Genomic DNA, 23,752 nt, shown 5'->3' on the forward strand with positions numbered 1-23,752 from the left:
AGGCGCGCTGTTGTTGGGGGGCTGTCCCGATCGCTATCGGGAGGAGCTCAGGCGACGGGCAGCACCCGGTGCGCACGCAGCACATAGGGCAGCTTGACCAGCTGGCGCAGCAGCAGCTCAACCTGGGCACGGTCCTTGACGGTCAGCACAAAGCGCAGCGCCATCGTGTCCATCGCCACTTCGTCATCCATCGTGATGTGGGTGATGTCCGAGCCCATGGCGGCAATCTCGGCGGCAATCTTGCCCAACACTCCCTTGCCATTGTTGATGGTGACGACGACGCCGGTGTCGAACTCGCTGGCGGGCTCATCGGCCCATTCCACATCGACAAAATGCTCGGCATCCTTGGCCAGCAGTCGCTTGCAGACGGCGCACTGGGCGTTGTGCACCACGAGGCCGGCATTGCGGTCCAGGTGGGCGGCAATCGGGTCGCCCGGCACGGGGCGGCAGCATTTGGCGTATTTGACAGCGGCATTGGGTGAGCCATCAAGCACCAGCGCTGAGGTGGCGGTGCTGGCGCCGGTCTTGAAGCGCTCCTGGCTCAGCAGCACAGCGTCCGGCCGCTGGCCTTGCTCGGCCAGCAGGTCCACCACCTGCTTGGCGGCAAACACGGCAATGCGCTTGCCCTGGCCGATGTCGTTGAACAGCTCCACCTTGTTGCGCGCTTCAAGGCGGGTGAGCAGGCTGTCCCAGACGGCCTTGTCTTCGGGCAACTGCGAGATGCCTTCGGCCCGCATCGCCTGCAAGAGCAGGCGCTCGCCCAGCGCAGCGGTCTCGTTCTGGCCCTGGGTCTTGAGGTAGTAGCGGATCTTGGACTTGGCGCGGCCCGTGCGCACAATCGTGAGCCAGGAGGGATGGGGCGCGGCATCGGGCGAGGTCGAGATCTCGATCACATCGCCGCTCTTGAGCACGGTGCTCAGCGGCACCTGCTCGTTGTTGATGCGCGCGCCTTGCGTGCGCTCGCCCACATTGGAGTGGATCGCGTAGGCAAAGTCCAGCACGGTCGCGCCCCGGGGCAAGGTGAGCATCTGGTTCTTGGGCGTGAACACATAGACCGAGTCGGGGAACAGGTCCACGCGCACGTTGTCCCAGAACTCATGGGCGTCGTGTGTCTCATCCTGGATGTCGAGGAGCGACTGCACCCATTTGTTGCCCAGCTGCTCGCCGTTGGGCATGGCCCGCGCCTGGATCATCCAGTGTGTGAGCACGCCGTACTCATCGACCAGGTTCATGTCTTCGGTGCGGATCTGGAAATCCATGCTCACGCCCGAGGGGCCGACCAACGTGGTGTGCAGCGACTGGTAGCCGTTCGACTTGGGGTTGGCGATGTAGTCGCGGAATTTGGAGGGCACGGGGCGGAACACCTGGTGCAGCACGCCCAGCGCAGTGTAGCAGTCGATCAGGTTGGGCACGATGACGCGCACCGCGTAGGAGTCGGTCACCTGGGCAAACGACAGGCGCTTGCCATCCATCTTCTTGTAGATGGCGTAGAGTGTTTTTTCCTGGTTGCCCAGGCGGATCTTGATGCCAGATTTGGCAAAGGCCGAATCGACCTCGGCATGGATCTTCTGGACCACGTCCTTGCGCCGGTTGCGCGAGCGGCCCAGCGCCTTGACCAGCGTGTCATGGCGCCAGGGGTAGAGGTGCTTGAAGGCCAGGTCCTGCAGCTCGCGGTAGACCCGGTTGATGCCCAGCCGGTTGGCAATGGGCACATGGATCTCCATGGTCTCGGTCGAGATGCGTCCCCATTTGCTGCGCGGCATGTCGGACATGGTGCGCATGTTGTGGGTGCGGTCAGCCAGCTTGACGAGGATGACGCGCACATCGCGCGCCATCGCCAGCAGCATCTTGCGGAACGACTCGGCCTGGTTCTCTTCGCGCGAGTTGAACTGCAGCTTGTCCAGCTTGGTGAGGCCATCGACCAGCTCGGCCACCGTGTCGCCAAACTGGCGCGCAATGTCATCACGGGTGACGCCGCAGTCCTCCATCGCGTCATGCATCAGCGCGGCCATCAGCGCCTGGGCGTCGAGCTTCCAGCTCGCGCAGATCTCGGCGACCGCAATGGGGTGGGTGATGTAGGGGTCACCACTGCTGCGGAACTGGCCGGTGTGGGCCTTGGCTGCGAAATCAAAAGCTTCTTCGACCAGGGCCAGATCTGCTTCACCGAGGTAGTCGAGCTTCTCCAGAAATTCGGCGTAGGCACTCACCACTACCGGATACGACATGGCAGGCTTGGCTGCGGCGGTAGCGATGACGCCAGAGACTTGGGCGGGTGCGGAGGGGATGGACACGGACTTCACGCCTTAACTGTAGCGTGCGATGACAAATTTGTGTGAATACCAAGAAAAATGGCACCGCCATTCGGTGCCATTTTGTTGCATAAGCAGGGGCTTAGCCGGGTACTTTTTTCAGCATTTCCAGGCCTACCTTGCCTGCAGCGATTTCGCGCAGCGCGGTCACGGCCGGCTTGTTGCGGCTTTCGATTTTGGGCGTGTGGCCTTGGCTCAGCATGCGGGCGCGGTAGGTAGCGGCCAGAACCAGTTGGAAGCGGTTAGGGATTTTGTCGAGGCAGTCTTCAACGGTGATGCGGGCCATCAGGAGTTCTCCAGGGTAACAGGGATGTCGAGTGACGAGAATATTTCGCTGCGAACACGCTTTTGGGCCGAATAGCGCAAGCGTTGTGAATGTACAACGGCCTTCAAATCGAACAAAGCGCGTTCGAACAATTCGTTAATTATAACGAAGTCGAATTTGTGGACCTGCGCCATCTCCTCGCGCGCGTTCGTGAGGCGCTTTTCGATGACGTCGGAGGCGTCCTCGCCGCGGTTCTCCAGGCGCGAGCGCAGCTCTTCCCAGCTGGGTGGCAGGATGAAGATCAGCACGGCGTGGGGGAAGCTTTGCTTGATCTGCAAAGCGCCCTGGTAGTCGATCTCCAGCACGATATCGGTGCCCTTGGCCAGGCGCTCCTCGATGGCCTTCTTGGAGGTGCCGTAGAGGTTGCCATGCACATTGGCCCATTCGACAAACGCATTGGAGGCAATCATGCGCTCGAAGTCATCGCGCGAGGCGAAGTAGTATTCGCGCCCATGCTTTTCCTGGCCACGCGGCGAGCGCGTGGTGTGGGAGATGGAGCGAAAGACTTGCGAGTCGAGCTCGAGGAGGGCCTTGACGAGGGACGACTTGCCCGCGCCGCTGGGGGCTGAGACGACAAAGAGGTTTCCGGGGTATTCCATAGAGAGACTCTGGCTTCTTATTCGATGTTTTGCACTTGTTCGCGCATCTGCTCGATCAGGACCTTCATGTCCACGCTGATGCGGGTCAGATCCAGCGCAGCGGACTTGGAGCCCAAGGTGTTGGCCTCGCGGTGCAGCTCCTGGATCAGAAAGTCCAGGCGCTTGCCGATATCGCCACCCTTGGTCAGCAGGCGGCTGATTTCTTCCAGGTGCGAGCGCATGCGGGTGAGTTCTTCGGCCACATCGATGCGGATCGCAAAGGAGGTCGCTTCGGTCAGCGCACGGTCCTGGGCCGCTTCGGGCGAGACGCTGCCGGCGCTCAGCGCCATCGCTTCTTGCCAGCGCTCCAAAAAGCGCTGCTTTTGCTGTTTGACCAGCTCGGGGATCAGGGGCTCGGCCTGTTCAGCCAGTTGGCGCAGCTGCTTGATGCGGTCTTGCAGCATGTCGGCCAGGCGCTTGCCTTCGCGTTGGCGGGCGTCGAGCAGGGTCTTGAGGGCTTGCTGGCACAGCGCGGCCACATTGTCGGCCCAGTTCTCGGGCAGCTCGATGTTGCCGCTGCCGCTCAGGCGTAGTACTTCTGCCACAGTGAAGGGCTGGGCCGTTGGCATCCAGGCCTTGACAGTGTCCTGGAAGCTGCCCAGCTGCTGGAGCAGGCGGGGCGAGGCGACGGGCACGCTGGAAGCCTGTTCACTGTTGATCAGTACACGTACTTCCACCTTGCCACGCTTGAGACTATTATCTACCAGAGAGCGTAACTGTGGTTCGCAGCTTCTGAGATCTTCCGGAAGCTTGAAAGATAAATCGAGAAAACGGCTGTTAACCGAGCGAATTTCCAGTCCGACGCGCCAGAGGGAGGGAGCATTGTTGTCACCGTCAGGTGGGATGCTTTGCTGGACAGAGGCATAGCCTGTCATGCTGTAAACTGGCATAGGACTGTATGAGGTTGCTTGCAATCGCGCTCATTATCAGGCTTCTCATATACCTGCGTTGTTCATCAAACTATGTCAAAAGTAAAGCCTGCGCCGCTACCAGCCAATACCGTCATCGGTGGCTACCGGATCGTGCGGCGCATATCGGCGGGGGGGTTCGGGGTGGTCTATCTGGCGCTGGCGCCCGATGGCCAGCAGGTCGCCATCAAGGAGTATTTGCCGTCCAGCCTGGCCACCCGTGCGCCGGGGTCGCTGTCGCCGAGCATCGAGCCCGACAAGCTGTCGCTGTACCGCCTGGGCCTCAAGAGTTTCTTTGAAGAGGGCCGCGCGCTCGCCCAGATCTCGCACTCCTCGGTCGTCAGCGTATACAACTTCTTCCGCGAGAACGACACCGTCTACATGGTGATGAACTACCTGCAAGGGGCCACCTTGCAGGATTTTGTCGTCACCGCCCGCGATCTCAAGGAAGCCAAGGTCTTCCGCGAGTCCACGATCCGCTCGCTGTTCGACGAGGTGCTGCGCGGTCTGCGCATCGTGCACCAGCACAAGATGCTTCACCTCGATATCAAGCCGGCCAACATCTTCATCACCGACGACAACAAGGCGGTGATGATCGACTTTGGCGCTGCCCGCGAGGTGCTGAGCAAGGAGGGCAACTTTGTCCGCCCCATGTACACGCCCGGTTTTGCCGCGCCCGAGATGTACCGCCGCGATATGTCGCTGGGCCCCTGGACCGACATCTATGCGATCGGTGCCTGCATCTATGCCTGCATGCAGGGTATTCCGCCCAACGATGCGCCCAAGCGCCAGGAAAAGGACCGCCTGAGCCTGGCCATGTCCAAGGTGCGCGGCGTGTACTCGGACAACCTGATCGAGCTGGTGGAGTGGTGCATGGCGCTTGACCCCCAGGCCCGGCCCCAATCGGTGTTCCTATTACAAAAAGAGCTGGCGCGCGAAGACGAGCGCCGCTATACCAAACTGAGCGTCTCCGAGAAGGTTCGTATGTCGATTGATTCGCTGGTCAGCGATACCAAAAAGCGCGTGGGCGGAGGCCAAACCAAATGAAGTTCTCGGTCTTCCAGCTCAGCCGCAAGGGCGGGCGGGAAAAAAACGAAGACAGGATGGGGTATAGCTATACCAAGGAAGCCTGTCTGTTTGTCGTGGCCGATGGCATGGGAGGGCATCCGGAAGGGGAAGTGGCCGCGCAACTGGCCTTGCAGACGGTGTCGCTGGATTTTCAGCGCCTCGCGCGCCCCAAGCTGGAAGACCCGGCCGAGTTCCTTGAGAACGCGCTGCTCTCGGCGCACCACAACATCCTCAAGTACGCGATTGCCAACAATATGGATGACCCGCCACGCACCACCTTGGTGGCCTCGGTGGTGCAGGATGGCAATATCTGGTGGGTGCATTGCGGCGACTCGCGCCTCTACCTGGTGCGCAGCGGCAAGGTGCTGGCGCGCACGCGCGACCACTCCTATATGGAGCTGCGCGGCTCGGGCGTGACCAGCATCAACCCCGACCGCTTCAACCGCAATGTGCTGTTCACCTGCCTGGGCAGCCCCTCGCGTCCGTTCTTCGATGTGGCCGGCCCCACCGAGATGCACCGCAGCGACCGCATCATGCTGTGCTCCGACGGCCTCTGGAGCAGCGTCTCCGAGACCGTGATTGCCCGCGAGCTGGCCAACAAGTCGGTCTCGCGCGCCATTCCCGACCTGATCGATGCCGCGCTGCGCAAGGCGGGGGCGACCAGCGACAACGTCACGGCCGTGGCGATGGAGTGGGAGATGCCCGGTGCCGAGCGCTTTGAATCCGAAGACCCGGTGAGCGACACCTTGCCGCCAGCGCCTGACCCTGAGGCTGGTGACCAGGCACCGCCCAAGCCCGACGCCCCGGCCGCATAAGCCCGGCACGCACTGCGTTTTGTCGCTGGTCCGATAATTCAGCCTGTCCTGGCATGGCGGCGCAAGGCCGCCAGGCCTGTTTTTACCGTTCTCAAAAAAGCAGCGGGCTGCCCGGGGATCCCGGCGCAGCCGCTGGTGCCGACCCATGAAAATCGTTCTTGCTTCCAACAACCAGGGCAAACTCGCCGAGCTGCAGGCCATGTTCGAGCCCCTGGGCGTGAGCCTGGTGACCCAAGGCGCGTTGATGGAGGGCGAGGCGCCCGAGCCTTATGGCACCTTCCTGGAAAACGCCTTGAGCAAGGCCCGCTTTGCCGCCGAGCGCACCGGACTGCCCGCGATTGCCGATGATGCCGGCCTGTGCGTGGCAGCCTTTGGCGGCCTGCCCGGGGTGGATACCGCCTACTACTGCACGCAGTTTGGCTACGACAAAAGCGATGCCAACAATGTGCGCGCGCTGCTCGAGCAAATGCAGGGCGTCACCGACCGCCGCGCGGCCATGGTGAGCACGCTGGTGGCGGTGCGCCACCCCAAGGACCCGGAGCCGCTGGTGGCCGTCGGCCGCGTGGCCGCCGAGATCACGACCGAGCCGCTGGGCGAGGGCGGCTTTGGCTTTGACCCGGTGCTGCTGATTCCCGCACTGGGCATGACCTTTGCGCAGATGGCCACCGAGGTCAAGCATGCGCACAGCCACCGGGGCCGCTCCTCGCGCCAGATGATGGCACTGCTGCGGGACAGCTGGCTGGCCGGCGCGCCGATGGTGGCCGCTGCCCCCAAGGACTGAGATGGGGGTGCATATTCCGCTGCAAGTGGCGCAGCCTTCTGAGCAGGTGGTGCAGCGCGACATCCAGCATTACATGCGCCCGGGCACCTTGCAGCTGCCCAGCCTGCCGCCGCTGTCGCTCTATGTGCACCTGCCCTGGTGCATCAAGAAATGCCCGTACTGCGATTTCAATTCGCACGAAGTGCGGGACGGCCGCCATGCGGTGCCCGAGGAGCGCTATATCGATGCGCTGATCGCCGACCTGGAGCAGGCCCTGCCGCTCATCTGGGGGCGCAGCATCCACAGCATTTTTCTGGGCGGCGGCACGCCCAGCCTGTTTTCGCCCGAGTCGATTGACCGGCTGATCTCGGCCATTCGCGCCCGCCTGCGCGTGGACGCGGGTTGCGAGATCACGATGGAGGCCAACCCTGGCACCTTCGAGAAGGACCGCTTTCGGGCCTTTCGCGGCGCGGGCATCACCCGGCTGTCGATTGGCGTGCAGAGCTTTGATGACCGCTTTCTGGAGGCCATTGGCCGCGTGCACAATGGCGCGCAGGCGATGGCCGCCGTCGAAGAGGCCGCCAGCAGCTTCGAGACCTTCAACCTCGACATCATGTATGCCCTGCCAGGCCAGACCGCCCAGGACCTGGCGCGGGACCTGGACAAGGCGCTGGGCTTTGCGCCGCCGCACATCTCGATCTACCACCTGACCATCGAGCCCAACACCTTTTTTGCGAAGTACCCGCCCGCCGTGCCCGAGGACGATGTGGCCTATGCCATGCTTGACCAGATCACCGCGCGCACGGCGCAGGCCGGCATGCAGCGCTACGAGGTCTCGGCCTATGCCAAGCCCGGCCATGCCTGCGTGCACAACAGCAACTACTGGCTGTTTGGCGACTACCTTGGCATTGGCGCGGGCGCCCACAGCAAGCTGAGCTTTGCCCACCGCGTGGTGCGCCAGGTGCGGCTGCGCGACCCGGCCCGTTACATGACCCAGGCTTTGCAGGGCAATGCACTGGCGCAGGACGACGAGGTCAAGCGCGCCGATCTGCCGTTTGAGTTCATGCTCAATGCGCTGCGCCTGCGCGAGGGCTTTGCGCTACAGGACTACCTGGACCGCACCGGTCTGCCGCTCAGCTCCATTGCCAAGGCCTTGCACGAGGCCGAGGCCAAGGGCCTCGTGAAGCTGGACTTTCAGAAGGTCACCCCCACAGAGCGTGGTTTTGACTTTCTGAGCGACCTGCAGGAGCTGTTTCTGGCTTGAATCTTCCACAGGAGGCGGTCATTTTTTACCGACTAGTCAATATGTGGACTGCGCTGCCCCTACGCAGAGCGTATAGATATCGCGCACAATAGCGCCCGCTGCTGAGCAACCATGCCGCCGTCTGTGCGGCATTTTTGTGCGCGCAGCTGTCATAACACCTACTACAAAGCGCTTGTCATGTCTTCTTCCGCCGCCGGGTCTGCCGCTTCAGGCACTGCCTCTCCCTCGTCCGATACCGTCAACCGCTATGGCTGGAAGGCCCTGGCCGGCTCGGCCGTGGGCTACGCCATGGACGGCTTTGACCTGCTGATCCTGGGCTTCATGCTCAGCGCCATCCGCGAGGACCTGGGGCTGACCACGGCCCAGGCCGGCTCCCTGGTCACCTGGACCCTGATCGGCGCAGTGCTGGGCGGCATTGTGTTTGGCATGCTCAGCGACCGCTATGGCCGCATCCGCGTGCTGACCTGGACCATCGTGCTGTTTGCGGTGTTCACCGGGCTGTGCGCGTTTGCGCAGGGCTACTGGGACCTGCTGATCTACCGCACCATTGCCGGCATTGGCCTGGGCGGCGAGTTCGGCATCGGCATGGCGCTGGCGGCCGAGGCCTGGCCTGCGCGCTACCGGGCGCGGGTGTCGTCCTATGTGGCGCTGGGCTGGCAGGTGGGGGTGCTGGGCGCGGCCTTGCTCACCCCCTTGCTGCTGCCCCATATCGGCTGGCGCGGCATGTTCCTGGTGGGGGTGATCCCCGCCTTTGTGGCCTGGTTCATCCGCAACCGCCTGCATGAGCCCGAGGTGTTTGTGCGCAGCCAGGAGAAAAAGCAGTCGGTGCTGCAGTGCTTCAAGCTGCTGGTCAAGGACCGCGCCACCACCCGCATCAGCGTTGGCATTGCCGTGCTCACCTCGGTGCAGAACTTTGGCTACTACGGCATCATGATCTGGATGCCCGCTTTCCTGGCCAACAAGCTGGGCTTCAACCTGACCAAGTCCGCGCTGTGGACGGCGGTCACCATCCTGGGCATGATGGCTGGCATCTGGATCTTTGGCCAGCTCGCCGACCGCATCGGCCGCAAGCCCAGCTTTTTGCTGTTCCAGGCCGGTGCGGCGCTGATGGTGCTGTTCTACTCGCAGCTCAATGATCCCCTCACCATGCTCTGGGCGGGTGCGGTGATGGGCATGTTCGTCAACGGCATGATGGGCGGCTTTGGCGCGCTGATGAGCGAGGCCTACCCGACAGAAGCACGCGCCACCGCGCAGAATGTGCTGTTCAACATTGGCCGCGCCGTGGGCGGGGCAGGCCCCGTGGTGATTGGCGCGATTGCGGCGCAGTACTCTTTCCAGATGGCCATTGGGCTGTTGGCCGCCATCTATGTGCTCGATGCGTTGGCGACGGTGTGGTTGATTCCCGAACTCAAAGGCAAAGAGCTGCACTGAGCGCTGCCGCCCAGCCTGTGACAGCGCCAGCTAGCGCGGCTCCTGCTGCGTGCCCGGCGCCTTGGGCAAATGCAGGCTGAAGCACGAGCCCTCGTTGACGCCGCTGGTCACATGGACAAAACCCTGGTGGCGCAGCACCACGGTTTGCACAAAGCTCAGGCCCAGGCCAATGCCCGAGATCTGCGGCTGGCTGTTGTGGTGAAAGCGCTGGAAGGGCTGGAAGAGCTGGTTCAACTGCTCCTGCGTCATGCCAAAGCCCTGGTCGCGCACCTCCACCCGCCAGTACGCGCCATCATCGGCAATGCTGGCCTCCACCGCCGTGCCGCTGGGGCTGTACTTGATGGCGTTGCTGAGCAGGTTGACAAAGCAACGCTGCAGCAAGGAGCGGTCGCCAAAGCAGGCGATATCGGTTTCGGCCGCCTCCAGGGCCCCGGGCAGGTAGCGCACCTGGATCTTTTTCTCCGAGGCCTTGGCCCAGCAGTCGTCCACCGCCTCCTGCAGCAGCACATCGAGGCTGAGCAACTGGGGCTGCATGGCCTGCGACTGGGCCGAGGCCAACTGCACAAAGCTCTCGGCCATCTCCAGCGATTGGTGGGCCAGGCGGTTGATCTTCTGGTGCAGCTCGGCCTCGCTCATCTGGCCGGGAAACTCCTTGTACATCTCCAGCAAGGTGATGATCGAGGACTGGGGCGAGCGGAAATCATGCGAGATAAAGCGCAGCGCCTGGTCGCGCTGCTGCTGGGCCTTGTGCAGCTCGGTCAGGTCCACCAGCATCAGCAGCCAGCCCGCAGGCGCTGGCGCGCGGAAGGCCTCGGCCAGCAGCAGCCAGGGGTGTTCTTCGCGGTCCAGCACCTCGCATTCGGCCGGCAGCGCGCGCAGCTGCTCGGCATTGGCAAAGGACAGCACCTGGCCCGAATCCTTGATGCGCATGCCGCTCAGCGCCGACTGGATCGCGATCAGGCCCTGGCTGGGCATCCCTAGGTTTTGCAGGTAGCGCACCGCTGCAGCATTGTGCAGGCTGACCATGCCCAGCGGATCGACCACAAAGGTGGGCGAGGGGATCTGGCGCAGCGTATCGCGCACAAAGCCATGCATCTGGCGCAAGGTGTCGGTCGCGGTCTCCACGGCCTTGATGCGCCGCTCCAGAAAGTCATCCATCAGCATGCCGCTGCGCTGCGGGGCGCTGGTGGTATCGAGCGCGGCGCGCAGGTTGTGCATCTCCTGCTGCAAAAACCGGGCCGCTGCACTCAGGCGCCGCCAGCTCCAGATGGGGTAGATGACCAACAGGCCCACCAGGGCCGCGCCGGGCGCCAGTTGCAGGCCGGCAAAGCTGCGCAGCGCCAGGCACAGCAGCAGCAGCAGCGCTGCCGCGGCAATCTGGGCGATCAAACCTGCCATGGGGCCCAGCAGCGCAATCGCCATCAGGGCCAGCACGATCGCTCCCAGATTGACTGCCAGATTGGCGCCGGTCGGCAGCGCATGCACATGCTGGTCCGACAGCTGCGAGTCCAGCGCATGGGCAATCAGCTCCACCCCTGCAATATGCCGGGATGCGGGCCGGGCGGGGCTGGCAAAGTAGTCGCCCAGGCCCGAGGCCGTAGCCCCCAGCAGCACATACTTGCCGCGAAAGCTGTCTTCGGGGATACGCCCGGCCAGCACATCTTCGGCCGAATACAGCGTGTAGGGCCGGTCACCGCGGGCAAAGTTGAACATCTCCGGCGAGCGCTGCTCCCACTGCTCGCCGGGCTCGGGCGGGCGGGTGCCCTGGCACAGCGGGTGGCTCTGGCCGCTGGCGCAGAGCATCGCAATGCTGAAGTGGGGCCAGGGCCCGGTGTTCTCACCCTGCGCACCAAAGTAGCGGCGTATCACGCCGTCATCGTCGACAGTCACATTCACATGGCCCAGCTGGCGCGCGGCTTGGCGCAGGCTGGCCAGCGGCAGCTCGGCGCCAATGTCCACATTGGCCATGCGCCAGTCCACCGGCAGCACGACATTGCTGGCCTGGGCAATCGCCTGGGCCAGTTGGGCATCGTCGTCGGGGTGCTGCCTGTCGGGCTCGCTGAACAGCACGTCCACGCCCAAGGCTTTGGGGTGCTGGGCGGCAATGCGTGCGATCAGCTGCGCATGCACGGCGCGGCTCCAGGGCCAGCGCCCCACGCTTTGCAGGCTGGCATCATCAATGGCGACGATGACGATGTCATCGCGCGGCTCCGGTGCGCTGAGCCAGCCGGTGATGTCCTGCACAAAGGTGTTGATGACGCGGGGCTGCTCGCGCAGGCTGGCCCAGGCCACCAGGCCCAGCAGCAGGGCCGACAGCGCCAGCCATTCCAGCCAGCGCAGTTGCGTTCGGCTCAGCGAAAAGGAAGGGGCAGCCATGCGCTAGGGAATGGACGGGGGGTCAACGCGGTCATGCGCATGGGCAGGGGCCGCCGTGCCCCTTACCTCGGGCTGAGCACCGATTTGCCGTCACCGGTTTTGAGCACGCCACCAGCACCGGTCAGAATCGCCGGCTCGACGGGCAGCTTGCGCGGGGCCGAGTAGCGGCTCTTGAGGCCGGACGGGTCCAGCACCTGGATGCGCACATAGTAGTCGCCCGGGGGCAGGCTGTCCGATGCCCATTGCGGGGTATCGAGCGCGAAGGTGCGGGCATCGGTGAAGCTGTCATCAGAGGCCAGCTGCAGGTTGAAGCGCTGACCGGCTTCAGCAGGCCAGGACAACTGCAGCTGGTTGGGGTTGTTGGACTCGGCAGGGCTTAAGGCGTCGGCGCCCAGGGTCGGCGGGTTGCTGCCGGTCTTGAAAGCCTGGGGCTGTGCAAACGGGCCCTGGTCCAGGCTGCCATCGGCGAGCCTGCGCACACTGGCCACGCGCCAGAAATAGGAACCCACGCCCAAGCCGGACGCACTGGCCTGGCAGTTATCGACGACGCCGCTGTCTTGTAGCGGGGTGCTGAAGTCCTGGCTGGCAGCGACCTGGATGCGGTAGCCCACAATGCCCGGGCCGCCTTCGGTGCACAGCAGCTCGCCGTCCGCTAGGCCAATGAGGCCGCCGGGGGCCGGGTTGGCGTAGAGCGGTGGCACCGGTGTAGCCTTGACCTTGACGGTCTGGACTGCCGGTGTGCCCGGGATGTCCTGGCCATCGATGGCCCGGGCGCTCATGTAGTAGGTGCCATCGGCAATGGCGTCGAACTTGAACGTGGGGCTGGAATGGCTTTGCTGAAGCACCACGCGCGCGAGCTCTGGATCCAGGGCCAGAATCACACCGTATTTCTGGGCCTGTGGCACCTCGCCCACCTGCAAAGTCAGAAAATTAGCGTCCTCAAACACTGGCGGATTGGCCTGCAGGCTGGGCGCTGGCAGCAGTGCCACCGTGGGCCCGACCTGGCCGCTGCGGGCCACGGCCACCCCTTGGCCAGCCTGTACGCGCGCCTGCTGCGCCGCCTGGCGGCCCTGGACCTCGACCACCCCTTTGTCGACAGCGGTGATGGCCTTGCCGGAGTCGGAAATGCTGACGGAGAACACGGTGCCGCGCACGCTGGTGGTGGCCATCGGGGTCTTGATCTCGAACTTGCGTTTGCGGCGCTGGTCCATCACCGGCGTGACATGCGACTCTAGCCCGCCGCGGCTCAGGTCCAGCACCGACTGCTGCTCCTCGGTGCGGCTGTTCTTGCGCAATTCGCTCAGTTTGAGTTCGGAGTTTTCGTTGATGCGCACCGAGCTGCCATCGGCAAAGCGCAAGGTCACAAAGCTGCCAGCCGGCACCTGCAGCTCGTCGCCCTCGGTCAAGATGGTGCCCGAAGCTGCACTTTGCCAGTCGCCACCGGCCAGCGGCGAGCGCACGCGCGCCACGCCCTTGACGTGGCTGATCGTCACCTCCTGGTAGCCCACCATGTGCGCGGGGATGACGATCACCGAGCCAATGGGCAGGCGCAAAGGGTCCTTGACGCCATTGAGCGTGCCCACGGCGCGCCACTGCTGCGGGTCCTTCAGGTAGCGCTTGGCCACGGCCTCGAGCGTGTCACCGCTGATCACCGTGTGGCGGATGTCGGGCAACTGGTCTGCCGATGCCGCCAGCGCGAGACCAGGGGCGGCCACGCCAAAGGCCAGCAAAACGGCAGCAGAAAACGGCAGACGAGAAAGATACAAAATGGCTCTCCTTACAGCCAGGCCATGGTGCCTGGCAGGGCCGCTGCATGCGGCAGAGTAAATACGGCCAACACGTGTGGCGTGTTGGCCGTAAACCGCGCTGCATGCAACAGCAGAAATTTATTCAGGCTGCGTCTCGGACAGCGGTTTGACGGCCTCAAACCGGTAGCCGACGCCATAGACTGCCGTGATGATGAAACCGTTCTCCGGTCGCAGATCGAGCAGCGTGCGCAGCCGCGATACATGGGTATCGAGCGAGCGCGAGATGACATCGGAGTTCTGGCCCCAGATGATTTCGCGCAAATGGTCGCGCGACAGCAGGCGGCCCATGTTCTGAAACAGGAACAGCGCCAGGTCGTACTCGCGGTTCTTCAGCTCGACCAGCTTGCCATCGACCTCCAGGGCCCGCGAATCGGAGAGGAACTTGTAGCGGCCAAACTCCAATACGCCCTTGGTGGCAGCCGGGTAGGCGCGGCGCAGCAACGCGCGCACGCGCGCCACCAACTCGGCCACCCGCAGCGGCTTGATCATGAAATCGTCCGCGCCAGACTCCAACCCCTCAACAATGTCGGCCTCACCATGGCGGCTGGTGATGAAGAGCACCGGCAACTCCTGGTTGACGTTCTCTCGTATCCAGCGCACCACCTGCGGACCCGTGGTGTCTGGCAGCTGCCAGTCCAGGATCAGCAGGTCATAGGTCTCGCGGCGCATGTCCTTGATCAGAGAGGCGCCAGAGGAATGGGTTGTACAGGCGTGGCCCTCCGCCTCCATGGTTTTGGAGAGCATATCCAACACCACCAGATCATCATCCAGTGCCACAATTCTCATAACAGCTCACTCCCACTAAGCTCAATAGCTTGCTTTTATTTGATAGCTCAATAATAAAAGCAAATTGAATCACCGGCTCCACACTGCGTTAAACGGGGAAATTGCCACGACGGTGACAGCTTCAACAATTGGTTGCAAATGCAGTATAGGCAGTCTCTTAACTCTCGGCTATCTCTTTCAACGCCAACCGCACATCCGACAGCGAAAAGCCGTCGCCCAATTGCAGGTTGTCCATGGCGTCTTGCAGATTCTGCGGCGCAGCCTGCAAATGGGCAATCATGGCGCCCGCATCCCGGGGGGCATCAAAGCCCTGGCTTTGCAGCAGCAGCCCGCCATCGGCGCGCACCAGTTTGAAATAGAACTTGCCGTCCTTGTCGCGGTACTGCTTGAAAGCAGCGCCGCCTTGCTTGGCCGCAGCCTTGGGCGCAGCGGCCGTGCTGGCCGGCGTCAGTGGCCGCAGGCCAACAGCCGCACGTAACTTGTGTAGTAAAGGGCCCGAATATGCACGCGCCTTTTGTGCGCCGCTTTGCAAAATAGCTTCCACTTCCTGGGGATGGGCCATCAGGTAGTTGTAGCGTTCACGCAACGGGGCGAGCTCCCGGTCAATGCATTCGAACAGCAGGGTCTTGGCCTCGCCCCAGCCAATGCCATCGGCATAGGCCTGGCGCAGGGCTGCGGTTTCCTCTGCGCTGGCAAAGGCCTGGTAGATCTGGAACAGCGCCGAGCCTTCCACGTCCTTGGGCTCGCCCGGTGCACGCGAGTCGGTGACGATGCTGCCGATCAGCTTCTTGAGCTGGGCCTGGGTGGAGAACAGCGGGATCGTGTTGTCGTAGCTCTTGCTCATCTTGCGGCCGTCAAGGCCGGCCAAGGTCGCCACGTTGTCGTCCACCGCCGCCTCGGGCAGCACGAAATGCTCGCCATACAGGTGGTTGAAGCTCGATGCCATGTCGCGCGCCATCTCGATGTGCTGGATCTGGTCGCGGCCCACCGGCACCTTGTTGGCGTTGAAGGCCAGGATGTCAGCGCCCATCAGCACCGGGTACATGAACAGGCCCGCAGTCACGCCGTCATCGCCGTCCTTGCCGGTTTCGGCATTCTTGTCCTGCGCGGCCTTGTAGGCGTGAGCCCGGTTGAGCACGCCCTTGCCGGTAACGCAGGTCAGAAACCAGGTCAGCTCGGGAATCTCGGGGATGTCCGACTGGCGGTAGAAGGTGACGTGCTCGGGGTTCAGGCCTGCGGCCAGCCAGCTGGCGGCAATCTCCAGCGTCGAGCGGTTGACGCGCTCGGGATCCTGGCACTTGATCAGCGCGTGGTAGTCGGCCAGAAAGTAGAAGTTCTCCACATCGCCTGCGCGGCTGGCAGCGATGGCCGGGCGCATCATGCCAGCGTAGTTGCCCAGGTGGGGCGTTCCCGAAGGGGTGATACCAGTGAGATAACGTGTCTTAGTCATAACTATCCATCAATATGCTTTGCGGTGCTGCACGGCAGTGGGGCCGGGCGATCAGCTAAAGGGCATCAGCACCACGCTGACCACAGCGTAGCCCAGGCTCATCAGGGGGCGCATCCAGAAGGTGCTGACGACGCCGGCAATCACCAGACCCATGACGATGAAAAAGCCATAGGGCTCGATCTTGGAGACGGCCACCGCCTGCTTGTAGGGCAGCAGGCCCACCAGTACCCGGCCGCCATCGAGCGGGGGCAGCGGAAACAGGTTGAAGGCCCACATCACGAGGTTGACCAGCACCCCCGCCTGCGCCATCTTGAGGAAAAAGCGCTCATCGACGCCGGAGGCGACCAAGATGCCGTAGACCAGCGCCCACAGAAGGGCCTGCACAAAATTGGTGGCCGGGCCGGCCAGTGCCACCCAGATCATGTCGCGCTTGGGGTTGCGCAGGTTGCCGAAGGCCACGGGCACGGGCTTGGCATAGCCAAACACAAACGCGCCCGAGGTCATGAAATACAGCATCAGCGGCATCAGGATGGTGCCGATAGGGTCGATGTGCTTGAGCGGGTTGAGCGTGAGGCGGCCCAGCATGGCGGCGGTGTTGTCACCAAAATGGCGCGCAGCATAGCCATGCGCTGCCTCGTGCACAGTGATGGAAAACAGCACAGGCAGGGCGTAGATCAGAACGGTTTGTATCAGGTCAGCGTTCACGGAATGGGCAGTGGTCAAAGGGGAGGAGGGCACGCCGCAGCGCACCAGGCAGAGGCGAGCCTATCAGATTTGCCAGTGGCCGCTGCCAGGCCATGGCAATGGCCGTGGCAAACGATTGCGCGGCCCGGGCAGGCAGCCCTGGTGCGGCGCTGCTGCCACCAGCCAGTATGGGGCTACAGGCCCAGCTGCGCCAGCGGGCCGCGGCCCTCGCGCACCACCACCGGCGCGCCACCGGTGCCCATCGGCGTCAGGTCGACAATCGTCGTGGGCTCGAGCGGGCAGGGGCCGGCGTTGACGACCAGCTCGATCTGCGATTCAAAGCGCTCGCGGATCTCCTCGGGGTCGTTGAGCGGCTCGGTCTCGCCCGGCGGGATGAGGGTGGTGGACAGCAGCGGCTCGCCATGCAGCTCCAGCAGCATCAGCAAGCCCTTGTTGTCGGGCACGCGCAGGCCGATGGTCTTGCGCGAAGGGTGGCTGATGCGGCGGGGCACTTCCTTGGTGGCATCGAGAATAAAGGTGAAGGGCCCGGGCGTGCCCAGCTTGAGCATGCGGAACTGGTGGTTGTCCACCATCGCATAGCTCGACAGTTGTGACAGATCGCAGCACAGCAAGGTCAGCATGCGCTTGTCGTCGATCTGACGAATGCGGCGCAGGCGGTCGACCACCTGCTTGTTGTCCAGCGCGCAAACAAAGGCGTAGCTCGAATCGGTGGGCACGGCCAGGATGCCGCCGTCCTTGAGCATGGCGGCGGCCTGCTTGAGCAGGCGCGGCTGGGGATTGTCTGGGTGAACCTCGAAATATTGGGCCATGGTGTTGCTGTTGCTTTTGTTATCGTGAGGCTGCCGTGCGGCTGCAGGGCGCCTGGATCAATGGGCAAGGCCCTGCGGCGGTGGGCGGGGGTGCACAATGCGCCCCTCCAGCGCCTGCCAGACGGGTTGCACCCCGCTGGGCAGCGGGGGCAGGGCACCAAAATCGGTACCCGATTCCCCCGGGCTGTGAAAATCGCAGCCACGCGAGGCATAAAAGCCAAAGCTCTTGGCCATGTCCGCGTAGGTGGTGTATTCATGCGGAAAGTGGCTGCCGGTGACCACTTCCACGCCTTGGCCGCCATAGTCCTTGAAGGACGAGAACAGCGCATGCTCTTCGCCGCCATTCAAGTGGTAGCGCGCCGGGTGGGCAATGACGGCCATACCGCCCGCTTGCACGATCCACTGCACCGCATCCTGCAGCCGGGCCCAGCGGTGGGGCACAAAGCCGGGTTTGCCTTCGACCAGGTAGTAGCGAAACACCTCGGCCGGATCGCGGCAGACCCGCGTATCCACCAAAAAGCGCGCAAAGTGCGTGCGCGAGATCAGATCGGGGTTGCCCACATAGCGCAGCGCGCCCTCATATGCGCCACCGATACCCACTTTTTCCAGGCCAGCGGCCATGTCGCGGGCGCGTTGTTCGCGGCCGCCCCGTGTGCGGGCCAGCCCGGCGCGCAAGCCGGGGTGCTGCCAGTCAAAGCCCAGCCCTACGATGTGCACCGTGGTTTCGCCAAAGCTGACCGAGATCTCCACGCCGCTCAAAAACGCCATCTGCTGCTGGGCGGCAGCGGCGCTCGCCCGGTCCAGGCCGCTGACCTCGTCATGGTCGGTGAGCGCCCACAGCTGCACACCGCGCTCGCGCGCACGCTGCGCCAGCGCTTCCGGGCTCAGGGTGCCGTCGGAAAACGTGGAGTGGCAGTGCAGATCGGCGTTCAGCATGTCTGGCATGAATTTGGCTAGGGGAATAGCGAACCATTGTAGGCCGCGAGCCGCGCCCAGCGTGTCAGACCCGGCGCAGCATCCTGGGGGAATGCGCGGTTTTCCGGCATCTGCTGTCTCTGAAATGTCAGTATTAACCCTTAAATTGTCATTGTTTCGCCGATTTGACGAAAATAACAATGCATCTCGACGTTTTGTGTTTTTTACTAGGGTTTTTAACAGGAATACACTGTCGGTTTTTCACGGTCGCGCAGCCCGTTTTCGCTGCGTCTAGAGGATACGTAGATGTTTTCTGTCAAAAAGTGGATGGGTGCAGCCGCCTTGGTGGTCGCAGGTGTATCGGTGGCTGGCGCGGCCCTGGCGCAAAGCGGTGAGTCCACGATGGACCGCGTCAAGCGCACCAAAGAGCTGCGCGTGGGCACCGTTGCGGGTGCGATCCCCTACTTCAGCAAGGACCTGGTGACGCAGAAGTGGGAAGGCTTTGGCCCTGACTTTGGCGAGAGCCTGGCCAAGAAGCTCGGCGTGAACGTCAAGTTCGTCGAGACCACCTGGGGCAATGCCGTGCTGGACCTGCAGGCCAACAAGATCGACCTGATGTTCGCGATGGCCCCGACCCCCCAGCGCATGGAAGTGGTCAACTTCTCCAAGCCCTTGCTCAACAACACCTTCACGGCCGTCTGCAAAAAGGGCCATGCCCCGGTGCAGACCTGGGAGCAGCTGAACAACCCCGATGCCAAGGTGGTGGTCGATATCGGCTCCAACCAGGACCAGTTCGCCACCCGCGCGCTGCCCAAGGCCAATATTTCGCGTCTGGAGAGCTCGGGCGCGGCGACGATGTCGGTGCAAACCGGCCGCTCCGACTGCCAGGTGCTGGTGGTGCTGCTGTCGCAGCCACTGGTGGCCAAGCGCCCCGATGTGGGCACGGTCTATGTGCCAACGCCGGTCGAGACGGCCAACACCAACGTGGGCCTGCGCAAGGAGCCGAACAAGGACTTCGAGAACGCCGTCAATGCCTGGCTGGATGAAGCCCGCTCCAAGGGCGAGATCCAGTCCGTGGTGCTCAAGAACATGGAAAAGCTGGCCGGCGTCAAGGCCGATTCCTTCCCCAAGGAAGTCAAGTTCTGATGGTTGGTCCACATGGGCGTGGTGCCCATGTGAAACACCCCGGTTGCAGCCGCGTGCTGCCTCCGGGGTGTATGCGTTAAAGGTAAATTGATTTATGTACGAGTGGGACTTTAGTTTCCTGTGGAAGTACCGCATGCTGCTGGTCGGCGGCGTGGGCTACACCTTGCTGTTCACGGTGATCTGTATCCTGGGGGGCCTTGCGGTCGGGCTGGTTGCAGGCCTGGGGCGCCTGTCGAGCAACAAGATCGTCACGGCGCCGCTGCGCGCCTTTGTCGAGGTCTTTCGCTGCACGCCGGTGCTGGTGCAGCTGGTGTGGTTCTACTACGCGCTGCCCGTGCTCACCGGCATCGAGATGAGCGCGCCCGTGGCCGCTGCGCTGTGCCTGTCGCTGTACGGCGGCGCCTTCTATTCCGAAATCATCCGCGGCGGCATCATCTCCACCGATATCGGCCAGACCGAAGCGGGCCAGGCCATTGGCATGACGCGCGGCCAGGTGATGCGCCGCGTGATCCTGCCCCAGGCTTTCCGCAAGATGATTCCGCCGCTGGTCAACCAGTCGATCCTGCAGCTCAAGAACACCTCGCTGCTGATGGTGCTGGCCGTGCCCGATCTGCTCTACCAGGGCCAGGTGATCGCGCATGACACCTACCGCCCGCTGGAGGTCTACACCTTCATCGCCATCACCTATTTCGTGATTCTTTTCCCTGTGACCTTGTGGGCCAAGCGCCTGGAGCACGGCACAGCGGCCGGCAAGGAGGCCTGAGATGCAAGACCAACCGCTCATTTGTATTCGTGGCCTGAAAAAATCCTTTGGCAAGCTCGATGTTCTCAAGGACATCTGCCTGGATGTGAACCGGGGCCAGGTGGTGGCACTTATCGGGCCGTCGGGCTCGGGCAAGTCCACCTTGCTGCGCTGCATCAACCTGCTGACCGTGCCCGATGGCGGCGACATCCGCGTCGATGCGCAGTCGCTGGCCTTCAGCGGCAAGCAGACCCAGCTGCCCAAGGACAAGGTGTTGGCGGGCTTTCGTGCACGCACCGGCATGGTGTTCCAGCATTTCAACCTGTTCCCGCACATGACGGTGCTGCAAAACGTCATGGAAGGCCCGCTCACGGTGCTGCGCATCAGCAAGTCCGAAGCCCAGGCCCGCGCTACGGCCCTGCTGCAAAAGGTGGGTCTGGCCGAGCGCGCGCAGATGATGCCCGACCAGCTCTCGGGCGGCCAAAAGCAGCGCGTGGCCATTGCCCGCGCGCTGGCCATGCAGCCCAGCGTGATGCTGTTTGACGAGGCCACCTCCGCGCTCGACCCCGAGCTGGTTGGCGAGGTGCTCCAGGTCATCCAGTCGCTGGCGCGCGACGGCATGACCATGATCTTGGTGACCCACGAGATCGCCTTTGCCCGCGAGGTGGCCGACAAGGTCGTCTTCATGCGCGATGGTGTGGTGGTTGAGGAGGGCCCGCCCGCGCAGGTGATCGACAACCCGCAGCACGAGGCCACGCGCAGCTTTCTGGGCCGCATCATCGGCCACACCGCCTAACCAGCAGGGAGGAGAACCATGGATTTTCGACTCGACGATATTGACCGCAAGCTGCTGGCACTGTTGCAGGCTGACGCCCGCGAGTCCACGGCCAAGCTGGCGCGCAAGCTCAACCTGGCGCGCACGACGGTGGTTGCCCGCATTGCGCGCCTCGAAAAAGAAGGCGTCATTGCCGGCTACGGCGTGCGCCTGGGCTCCAAGCTCGAGCAGTCGGCCGTGCGCGCCTACTGCGGCATCAGCGTGATGCCCAAGACCGCCCAGGCGGTCATGCAGGTGCTCGAGAGCATCCCCGAGGTCGAAGAGGTCTCGGCCGTCTCCGGCCAGCATGACTACATGATCTTTTTGCGCTGCGACTCCAACGAAAAGCTCGATGCCTTGCTCGACCGCATCGGCCTGATCGAAGGCATTCGCCAGACCTACACCTCGGTGGTGCTGAGCCGCAAGATCGACCGCCGTGGCGCACTGCCGGCGCTGCCCCTGCTTGACTGAACCTGCCCATGTTGCCCGCCACTGCCTCTGTGCCCTTCCTCGGCATCCTGATGCTCGACACCCAGTTCCCGCGCCCGCCCGGGGACATCGGCAACCTGCAGACCTGGGCAGCGCTGGGCATCCCCGTGCAGATGCACAAGGTGCAAGGCGCCTCGCCCGCCAAGATCGTGCGCGAGGCCGATCCCCGCTTTGTGCAGCCCTTTGTCGATGCGGCCCGCGCAATGCAGGCGCAAGGCGCGGCGCTGATCACCACCAGCTGCGGCTTTCTGGCCGCCTACCAGGAGCTGCTGGCCAGCAGCGTCGATGTGCCCGTGGTCAGCTCCAGCCTGCTGCAGTGCGCGCAGCTGCCCCGGCCCGGTGTGGTCACGATTGCCGCTGCCAGCCTCACGCCGCGCATTCTGGCTGCCGCAGGCGTGCCCGAAGGCACCCCCGTGCAAGGCGTGGCGCCGGAGGGGGAATTTGCCAGGCGCATTCTCGGCAATGAATTGGAGATGGACATCGCCCAGGCCGAGCGCGATGTGGTGGCCGCTGCCGTTGCACTGTGCCAGGCCCATCCGCAGCTGGGATCGATCGTGCTGGAGTGCACGAATATGCCCGTCTACCGCGATGCGGTGGCGCGCGCCACCGGGCTGCCGGTGCACGATGTGGTGAGCCTGCTGGCGCAGCGCTGGGCGGCGCTGCCCGCCTGATTCTGGCCAGGCCTGAAGCGCCCGGCCATGCGGCCCGGGCGTAATTACAGAAGTTCTTTAGCCCTTGAGAAAACGCTCGGCGCGGAACGGGCGCACATCGACCGGTGCATCGTCGCCGCGCATCAGCGCCGCCAAAATGGCGCCCGTGCCCGGCCCGGTGCTAAAGCCGATGTGCTGGTGGCCAAAGGCCAGCCAGAGGTTGCGCTGGCCCGGCATCGCGCCAATGATGGGACGGCTGTCGGGCAGGGTGGGGCGGCTGCCCATCCAGGGCGCGGGCTCCAGCGCCTGGCCCATGTCGATCGCCTCGCGGGCAGCGGCTTCGGCCAGGCCCAGCTGCACCGGGTTGGCGGGGGCGTCGATATCGGTCAGTTCCACGCCACTGGTCAGGCGCAGGCCTTGCTCCATCGGGCTGAGCACATAGGCGCCGGCGGTGTCATAGACCGGGCGCGAGATATTGCAGGACGCGGGCGGCGCAAAGTGCATGTGGTAGCCGCGCTCATAGGCCATCGGCACCTTCACGCCCAGGGTCGCCATGAACTGGCGGCTCCAGGGGCCCAGCGCGACCACCACGCGGTCGGCCTCCAGGCCATCGTGCGCACCATCGGCGCGGATGCGCCAGCGGCTGCCGGCCAGCGGCTCGACGGTCTTGATGCGCGCCTGCGCATACTGGCCGCCCTGCTTGCGGAACAGCTCGGCATAGGCCTTGACGACGTCGCCGGGGCTGTCGACCGACCAGCTGTCCTTGATCCACAGCGCGCGCTCAAAAATCGGGTTCAGGGCCGGCTCCAGCTGGCGGATGTGGTCGCGCTCGAGCACCTCGGTGGCCACGCCGAAGTGCGCCATGCGCTCGCGCGCCAGCGCGCCGCCGGCAAAGGCACTGGACTGGCGGTAGAGAAACATCCAGCCGTTGTCGCGCATGCGGTGGGCCGCGCCGCTGGCGCGCAGCAGCTGGGCATGCTCGTTCATCGACAGGCGGATGAGGCTGTCGAGCGCGGTGGTGGTTTCCTCAAACACCTGGGTGCGGGCCTGGGCGACAAAGCGCGCGGCCCAGCCCAGGTTCTGCAGCAGAAAGCGGGCCTGGTAGCGAAAGCCGGCGCTCTGGTTTTTCAGCAGCACCGGCAGGTTGCCCCAGAGGCTGGGGTTGTTGAAGGGCATCAGCGAGCTGCGCGCGATCACCCCGGCGTTACCGTACGAGGTCTCTTCGCCAGGGGCCAGCCGGTCCAGCAAGGTGACGCGAAAACCCTTTTTCTGCAGCGCCAATGCGCTGGCAACGCCCACCATGCCGGCGCCCAGCACGGCCACGGAAATATTGCTCATGGAATGTCTTGGTGCTTCACAGCCATCTAGAAAGTATCTAGCCTATGACTGATATTAAATTAACAATCAAACCCATGGGGTGGGCGACCACTGGCGCCCGGGCCCGTGCCGGACTGGAAGGCCAGCCCGTCCCGCCGCGCACCCCAAGGTCAGAATGCCAGTGCAACACGGATCTTGTGCACGGGCGACTGCGGCGCGTATTTTAG

General features: G+C 63.8%; 22 protein-coding genes. 10 read left to right on the forward strand and 12 right to left on the reverse strand.

Features of this window, described 5'->3' with window-relative positions; all coding sequences use genetic code 11:
• Positions 1–47 precede the first annotated feature (47 nt).
• From ACPEE1_RS07060 to ACPEE1_RS07075, 4 genes are all read right to left on the reverse strand, one after another.
• Positions 48–2,225 (reverse strand): RelA/SpoT family protein, encoded by a 2,178-nt coding sequence (locus tag ACPEE1_RS07060; protein WP_116927225.1) that lies wholly within the window; start codon positions 2,223–2,225, stop codon positions 48–50.
• Positions 2,226–2,391: 166 nt separating this feature from the next.
• Positions 2,392–2,595, reverse strand: coding sequence for a DNA-directed RNA polymerase subunit omega (gene rpoZ, locus ACPEE1_RS07065; protein WP_021026333.1), 204 nt, complete (start codon positions 2,593–2,595; stop codon positions 2,392–2,394).
• Positions 2,595–3,233 (reverse strand): guanylate kinase, encoded by a 639-nt coding sequence (gene gmk, locus ACPEE1_RS07070; RefSeq protein WP_116927173.1) that lies wholly within the window; start codon positions 3,231–3,233, stop codon positions 2,595–2,597. Before gmk ends, rpoZ begins: the two co-directional genes overlap by 1 nt.
• A gap of 17 nt (positions 3,234–3,250) precedes the next feature.
• Positions 3,251–4,162, reverse strand: coding sequence for a YicC/YloC family endoribonuclease (locus ACPEE1_RS07075; protein WP_182343076.1), 912 nt, complete (start codon positions 4,160–4,162; stop codon positions 3,251–3,253).
• 72 nt (positions 4,163–4,234) lie between these two features.
• Between ACPEE1_RS07075 and ACPEE1_RS07080 the strand changes: the two genes are divergently transcribed.
• The 5 genes from ACPEE1_RS07080 to ACPEE1_RS07100 all read left to right on the forward strand — a co-directional run bounded on the left by ACPEE1_RS07080 (position 4,235) and on the right by ACPEE1_RS07100 (position 9,518).
• A complete protein-coding gene (locus ACPEE1_RS07080; protein ID WP_021026330.1) occupies positions 4,235–5,227 on the forward strand; it encodes a serine/threonine protein kinase in 993 nt (330 codons plus the stop codon).
• Complete coding sequence (locus ACPEE1_RS07085) at positions 5,224–6,063, forward strand: PP2C family protein-serine/threonine phosphatase (protein WP_116927175.1); 840 nt, start codon at positions 5,224–5,226, stop codon at positions 6,061–6,063. Before ACPEE1_RS07080 ends, ACPEE1_RS07085 begins: the two co-directional genes overlap by 4 nt.
• Positions 6,064–6,208: 145 nt before the next feature.
• Positions 6,209–6,844, forward strand: coding sequence for a non-canonical purine NTP pyrophosphatase (locus tag ACPEE1_RS07090; protein ID WP_423935699.1), 636 nt, complete (start codon positions 6,209–6,211; stop codon positions 6,842–6,844).
• A 1-nt stretch (position 6,845) separates the two neighbouring features.
• On the forward strand, positions 6,846–8,087 hold the full coding sequence (gene hemW / locus ACPEE1_RS07095; RefSeq protein WP_182343072.1) for a radical SAM family heme chaperone HemW: 1,242 nt from the start codon (positions 6,846–6,848) through the stop codon (positions 8,085–8,087).
• A gap of 288 nt (positions 8,088–8,375) precedes the next feature.
• On the forward strand, positions 8,376–9,518 hold the full coding sequence (locus ACPEE1_RS07100) for an MFS transporter (RefSeq protein ID WP_409935201.1): 1,143 nt from the start codon (positions 8,376–8,378) through the stop codon (positions 9,516–9,518).
• Between the two features lie 30 nt (positions 9,519–9,548).
• On the opposite strand, the gene ACPEE1_RS07105 is transcribed toward ACPEE1_RS07100, so the two are convergent.
• From ACPEE1_RS07105 to ACPEE1_RS07135, 7 genes are all read right to left on the reverse strand, one after another.
• A complete protein-coding gene (locus ACPEE1_RS07105) occupies positions 9,549–11,894 on the reverse strand; it encodes a CHASE2 domain-containing protein (protein ID WP_423935702.1) in 2,346 nt (781 codons plus the stop codon).
• A gap of 62 nt (positions 11,895–11,956) precedes the next feature.
• Positions 11,957–13,660 carry a FecR domain-containing protein gene (locus ACPEE1_RS07110; protein WP_423935704.1) on the reverse strand — a complete coding sequence of 568 codons (1,704 nt, stop codon included), beginning with the start codon at positions 13,658–13,660 and terminating at the stop codon, positions 11,957–11,959.
• A gap of 120 nt (positions 13,661–13,780) precedes the next feature.
• Positions 13,781–14,488 carry a response regulator transcription factor gene (locus tag ACPEE1_RS07115; protein ID WP_116927181.1) on the reverse strand — a complete coding sequence of 236 codons (708 nt, stop codon included), beginning with the start codon at positions 14,486–14,488 and terminating at the stop codon, positions 13,781–13,783.
• Positions 14,489–14,645: 157 nt separating this feature from the next.
• Positions 14,646–15,938, reverse strand: coding sequence for a tryptophan--tRNA ligase (locus ACPEE1_RS07120; RefSeq protein WP_423935706.1), 1,293 nt, complete (start codon positions 15,936–15,938; stop codon positions 14,646–14,648).
• 51 nt (positions 15,939–15,989) lie between these two features.
• Positions 15,990–16,643 carry a site-2 protease family protein gene (locus ACPEE1_RS07125; protein ID WP_043339503.1) on the reverse strand — a complete coding sequence of 218 codons (654 nt, stop codon included), beginning with the start codon at positions 16,641–16,643 and terminating at the stop codon, positions 15,990–15,992.
• 173 nt (positions 16,644–16,816) lie between these two features.
• Positions 16,817–17,452, reverse strand: coding sequence for an L-threonylcarbamoyladenylate synthase (locus ACPEE1_RS07130; protein WP_021026320.1), 636 nt, complete (start codon positions 17,450–17,452; stop codon positions 16,817–16,819).
• Positions 17,453–17,509: 57 nt separating this feature from the next.
• On the reverse strand, positions 17,510–18,397 hold the full coding sequence (locus ACPEE1_RS07135) for a 3',5'-nucleoside bisphosphate phosphatase (protein WP_423935709.1): 888 nt from the start codon (positions 18,395–18,397) through the stop codon (positions 17,510–17,512).
• A gap of 276 nt (positions 18,398–18,673) precedes the next feature.
• Here ACPEE1_RS07135 and ACPEE1_RS07140 point away from each other — a divergent pair, with 276 nt between their 5' ends.
• The 5 genes from ACPEE1_RS07140 (at position 18,674) to ACPEE1_RS07160 (ending at position 22,229) form a co-directional block, all read left to right on the forward strand.
• Positions 18,674–19,513, forward strand: a complete 840-nt coding sequence (locus ACPEE1_RS07140) for a transporter substrate-binding domain-containing protein (RefSeq protein WP_243419416.1) — start codon at positions 18,674–18,676, stop codon at positions 19,511–19,513.
• A 94-nt stretch (positions 19,514–19,607) separates the two neighbouring features.
• On the forward strand, positions 19,608–20,276 hold the full coding sequence (locus tag ACPEE1_RS07145) for an amino acid ABC transporter permease (protein ID WP_423935711.1): 669 nt from the start codon (positions 19,608–19,610) through the stop codon (positions 20,274–20,276).
• A 1-nt stretch (position 20,277) separates the two neighbouring features.
• Positions 20,278–21,051 carry an amino acid ABC transporter ATP-binding protein gene (locus ACPEE1_RS07150; RefSeq protein WP_423935713.1) on the forward strand — a complete coding sequence of 258 codons (774 nt, stop codon included), beginning with the start codon at positions 20,278–20,280 and terminating at the stop codon, positions 21,049–21,051.
• A gap of 18 nt (positions 21,052–21,069) precedes the next feature.
• Positions 21,070–21,540: an Lrp/AsnC family transcriptional regulator gene (locus tag ACPEE1_RS07155; RefSeq protein WP_021026316.1), complete on the forward strand. Its 471-nt coding sequence runs from the start codon at positions 21,070–21,072 to the stop codon at positions 21,538–21,540.
• Between the two features lie 8 nt (positions 21,541–21,548).
• On the forward strand, positions 21,549–22,229 hold the full coding sequence (locus ACPEE1_RS07160) for an aspartate/glutamate racemase family protein (RefSeq protein ID WP_116927187.1): 681 nt from the start codon (positions 21,549–21,551) through the stop codon (positions 22,227–22,229).
• A 57-nt stretch (positions 22,230–22,286) separates the two neighbouring features.
• Here the strand turns inward: ACPEE1_RS07160 and ACPEE1_RS07165 are convergent, their stop codons facing one another.
• Positions 22,287–23,546: an NAD(P)/FAD-dependent oxidoreductase gene (locus tag ACPEE1_RS07165; RefSeq protein ID WP_116927188.1), complete on the reverse strand. Its 1,260-nt coding sequence runs from the start codon at positions 23,544–23,546 to the stop codon at positions 22,287–22,289.
• Positions 23,547–23,752: the final 206 nt, after the last annotated feature.

This window comes from Comamonas sp. 23, from assembly GCF_049601575.1.
GTDB lineage: Bacteria > Pseudomonadota > Gammaproteobacteria > Burkholderiales > Burkholderiaceae_C > Comamonas > Comamonas squillarum.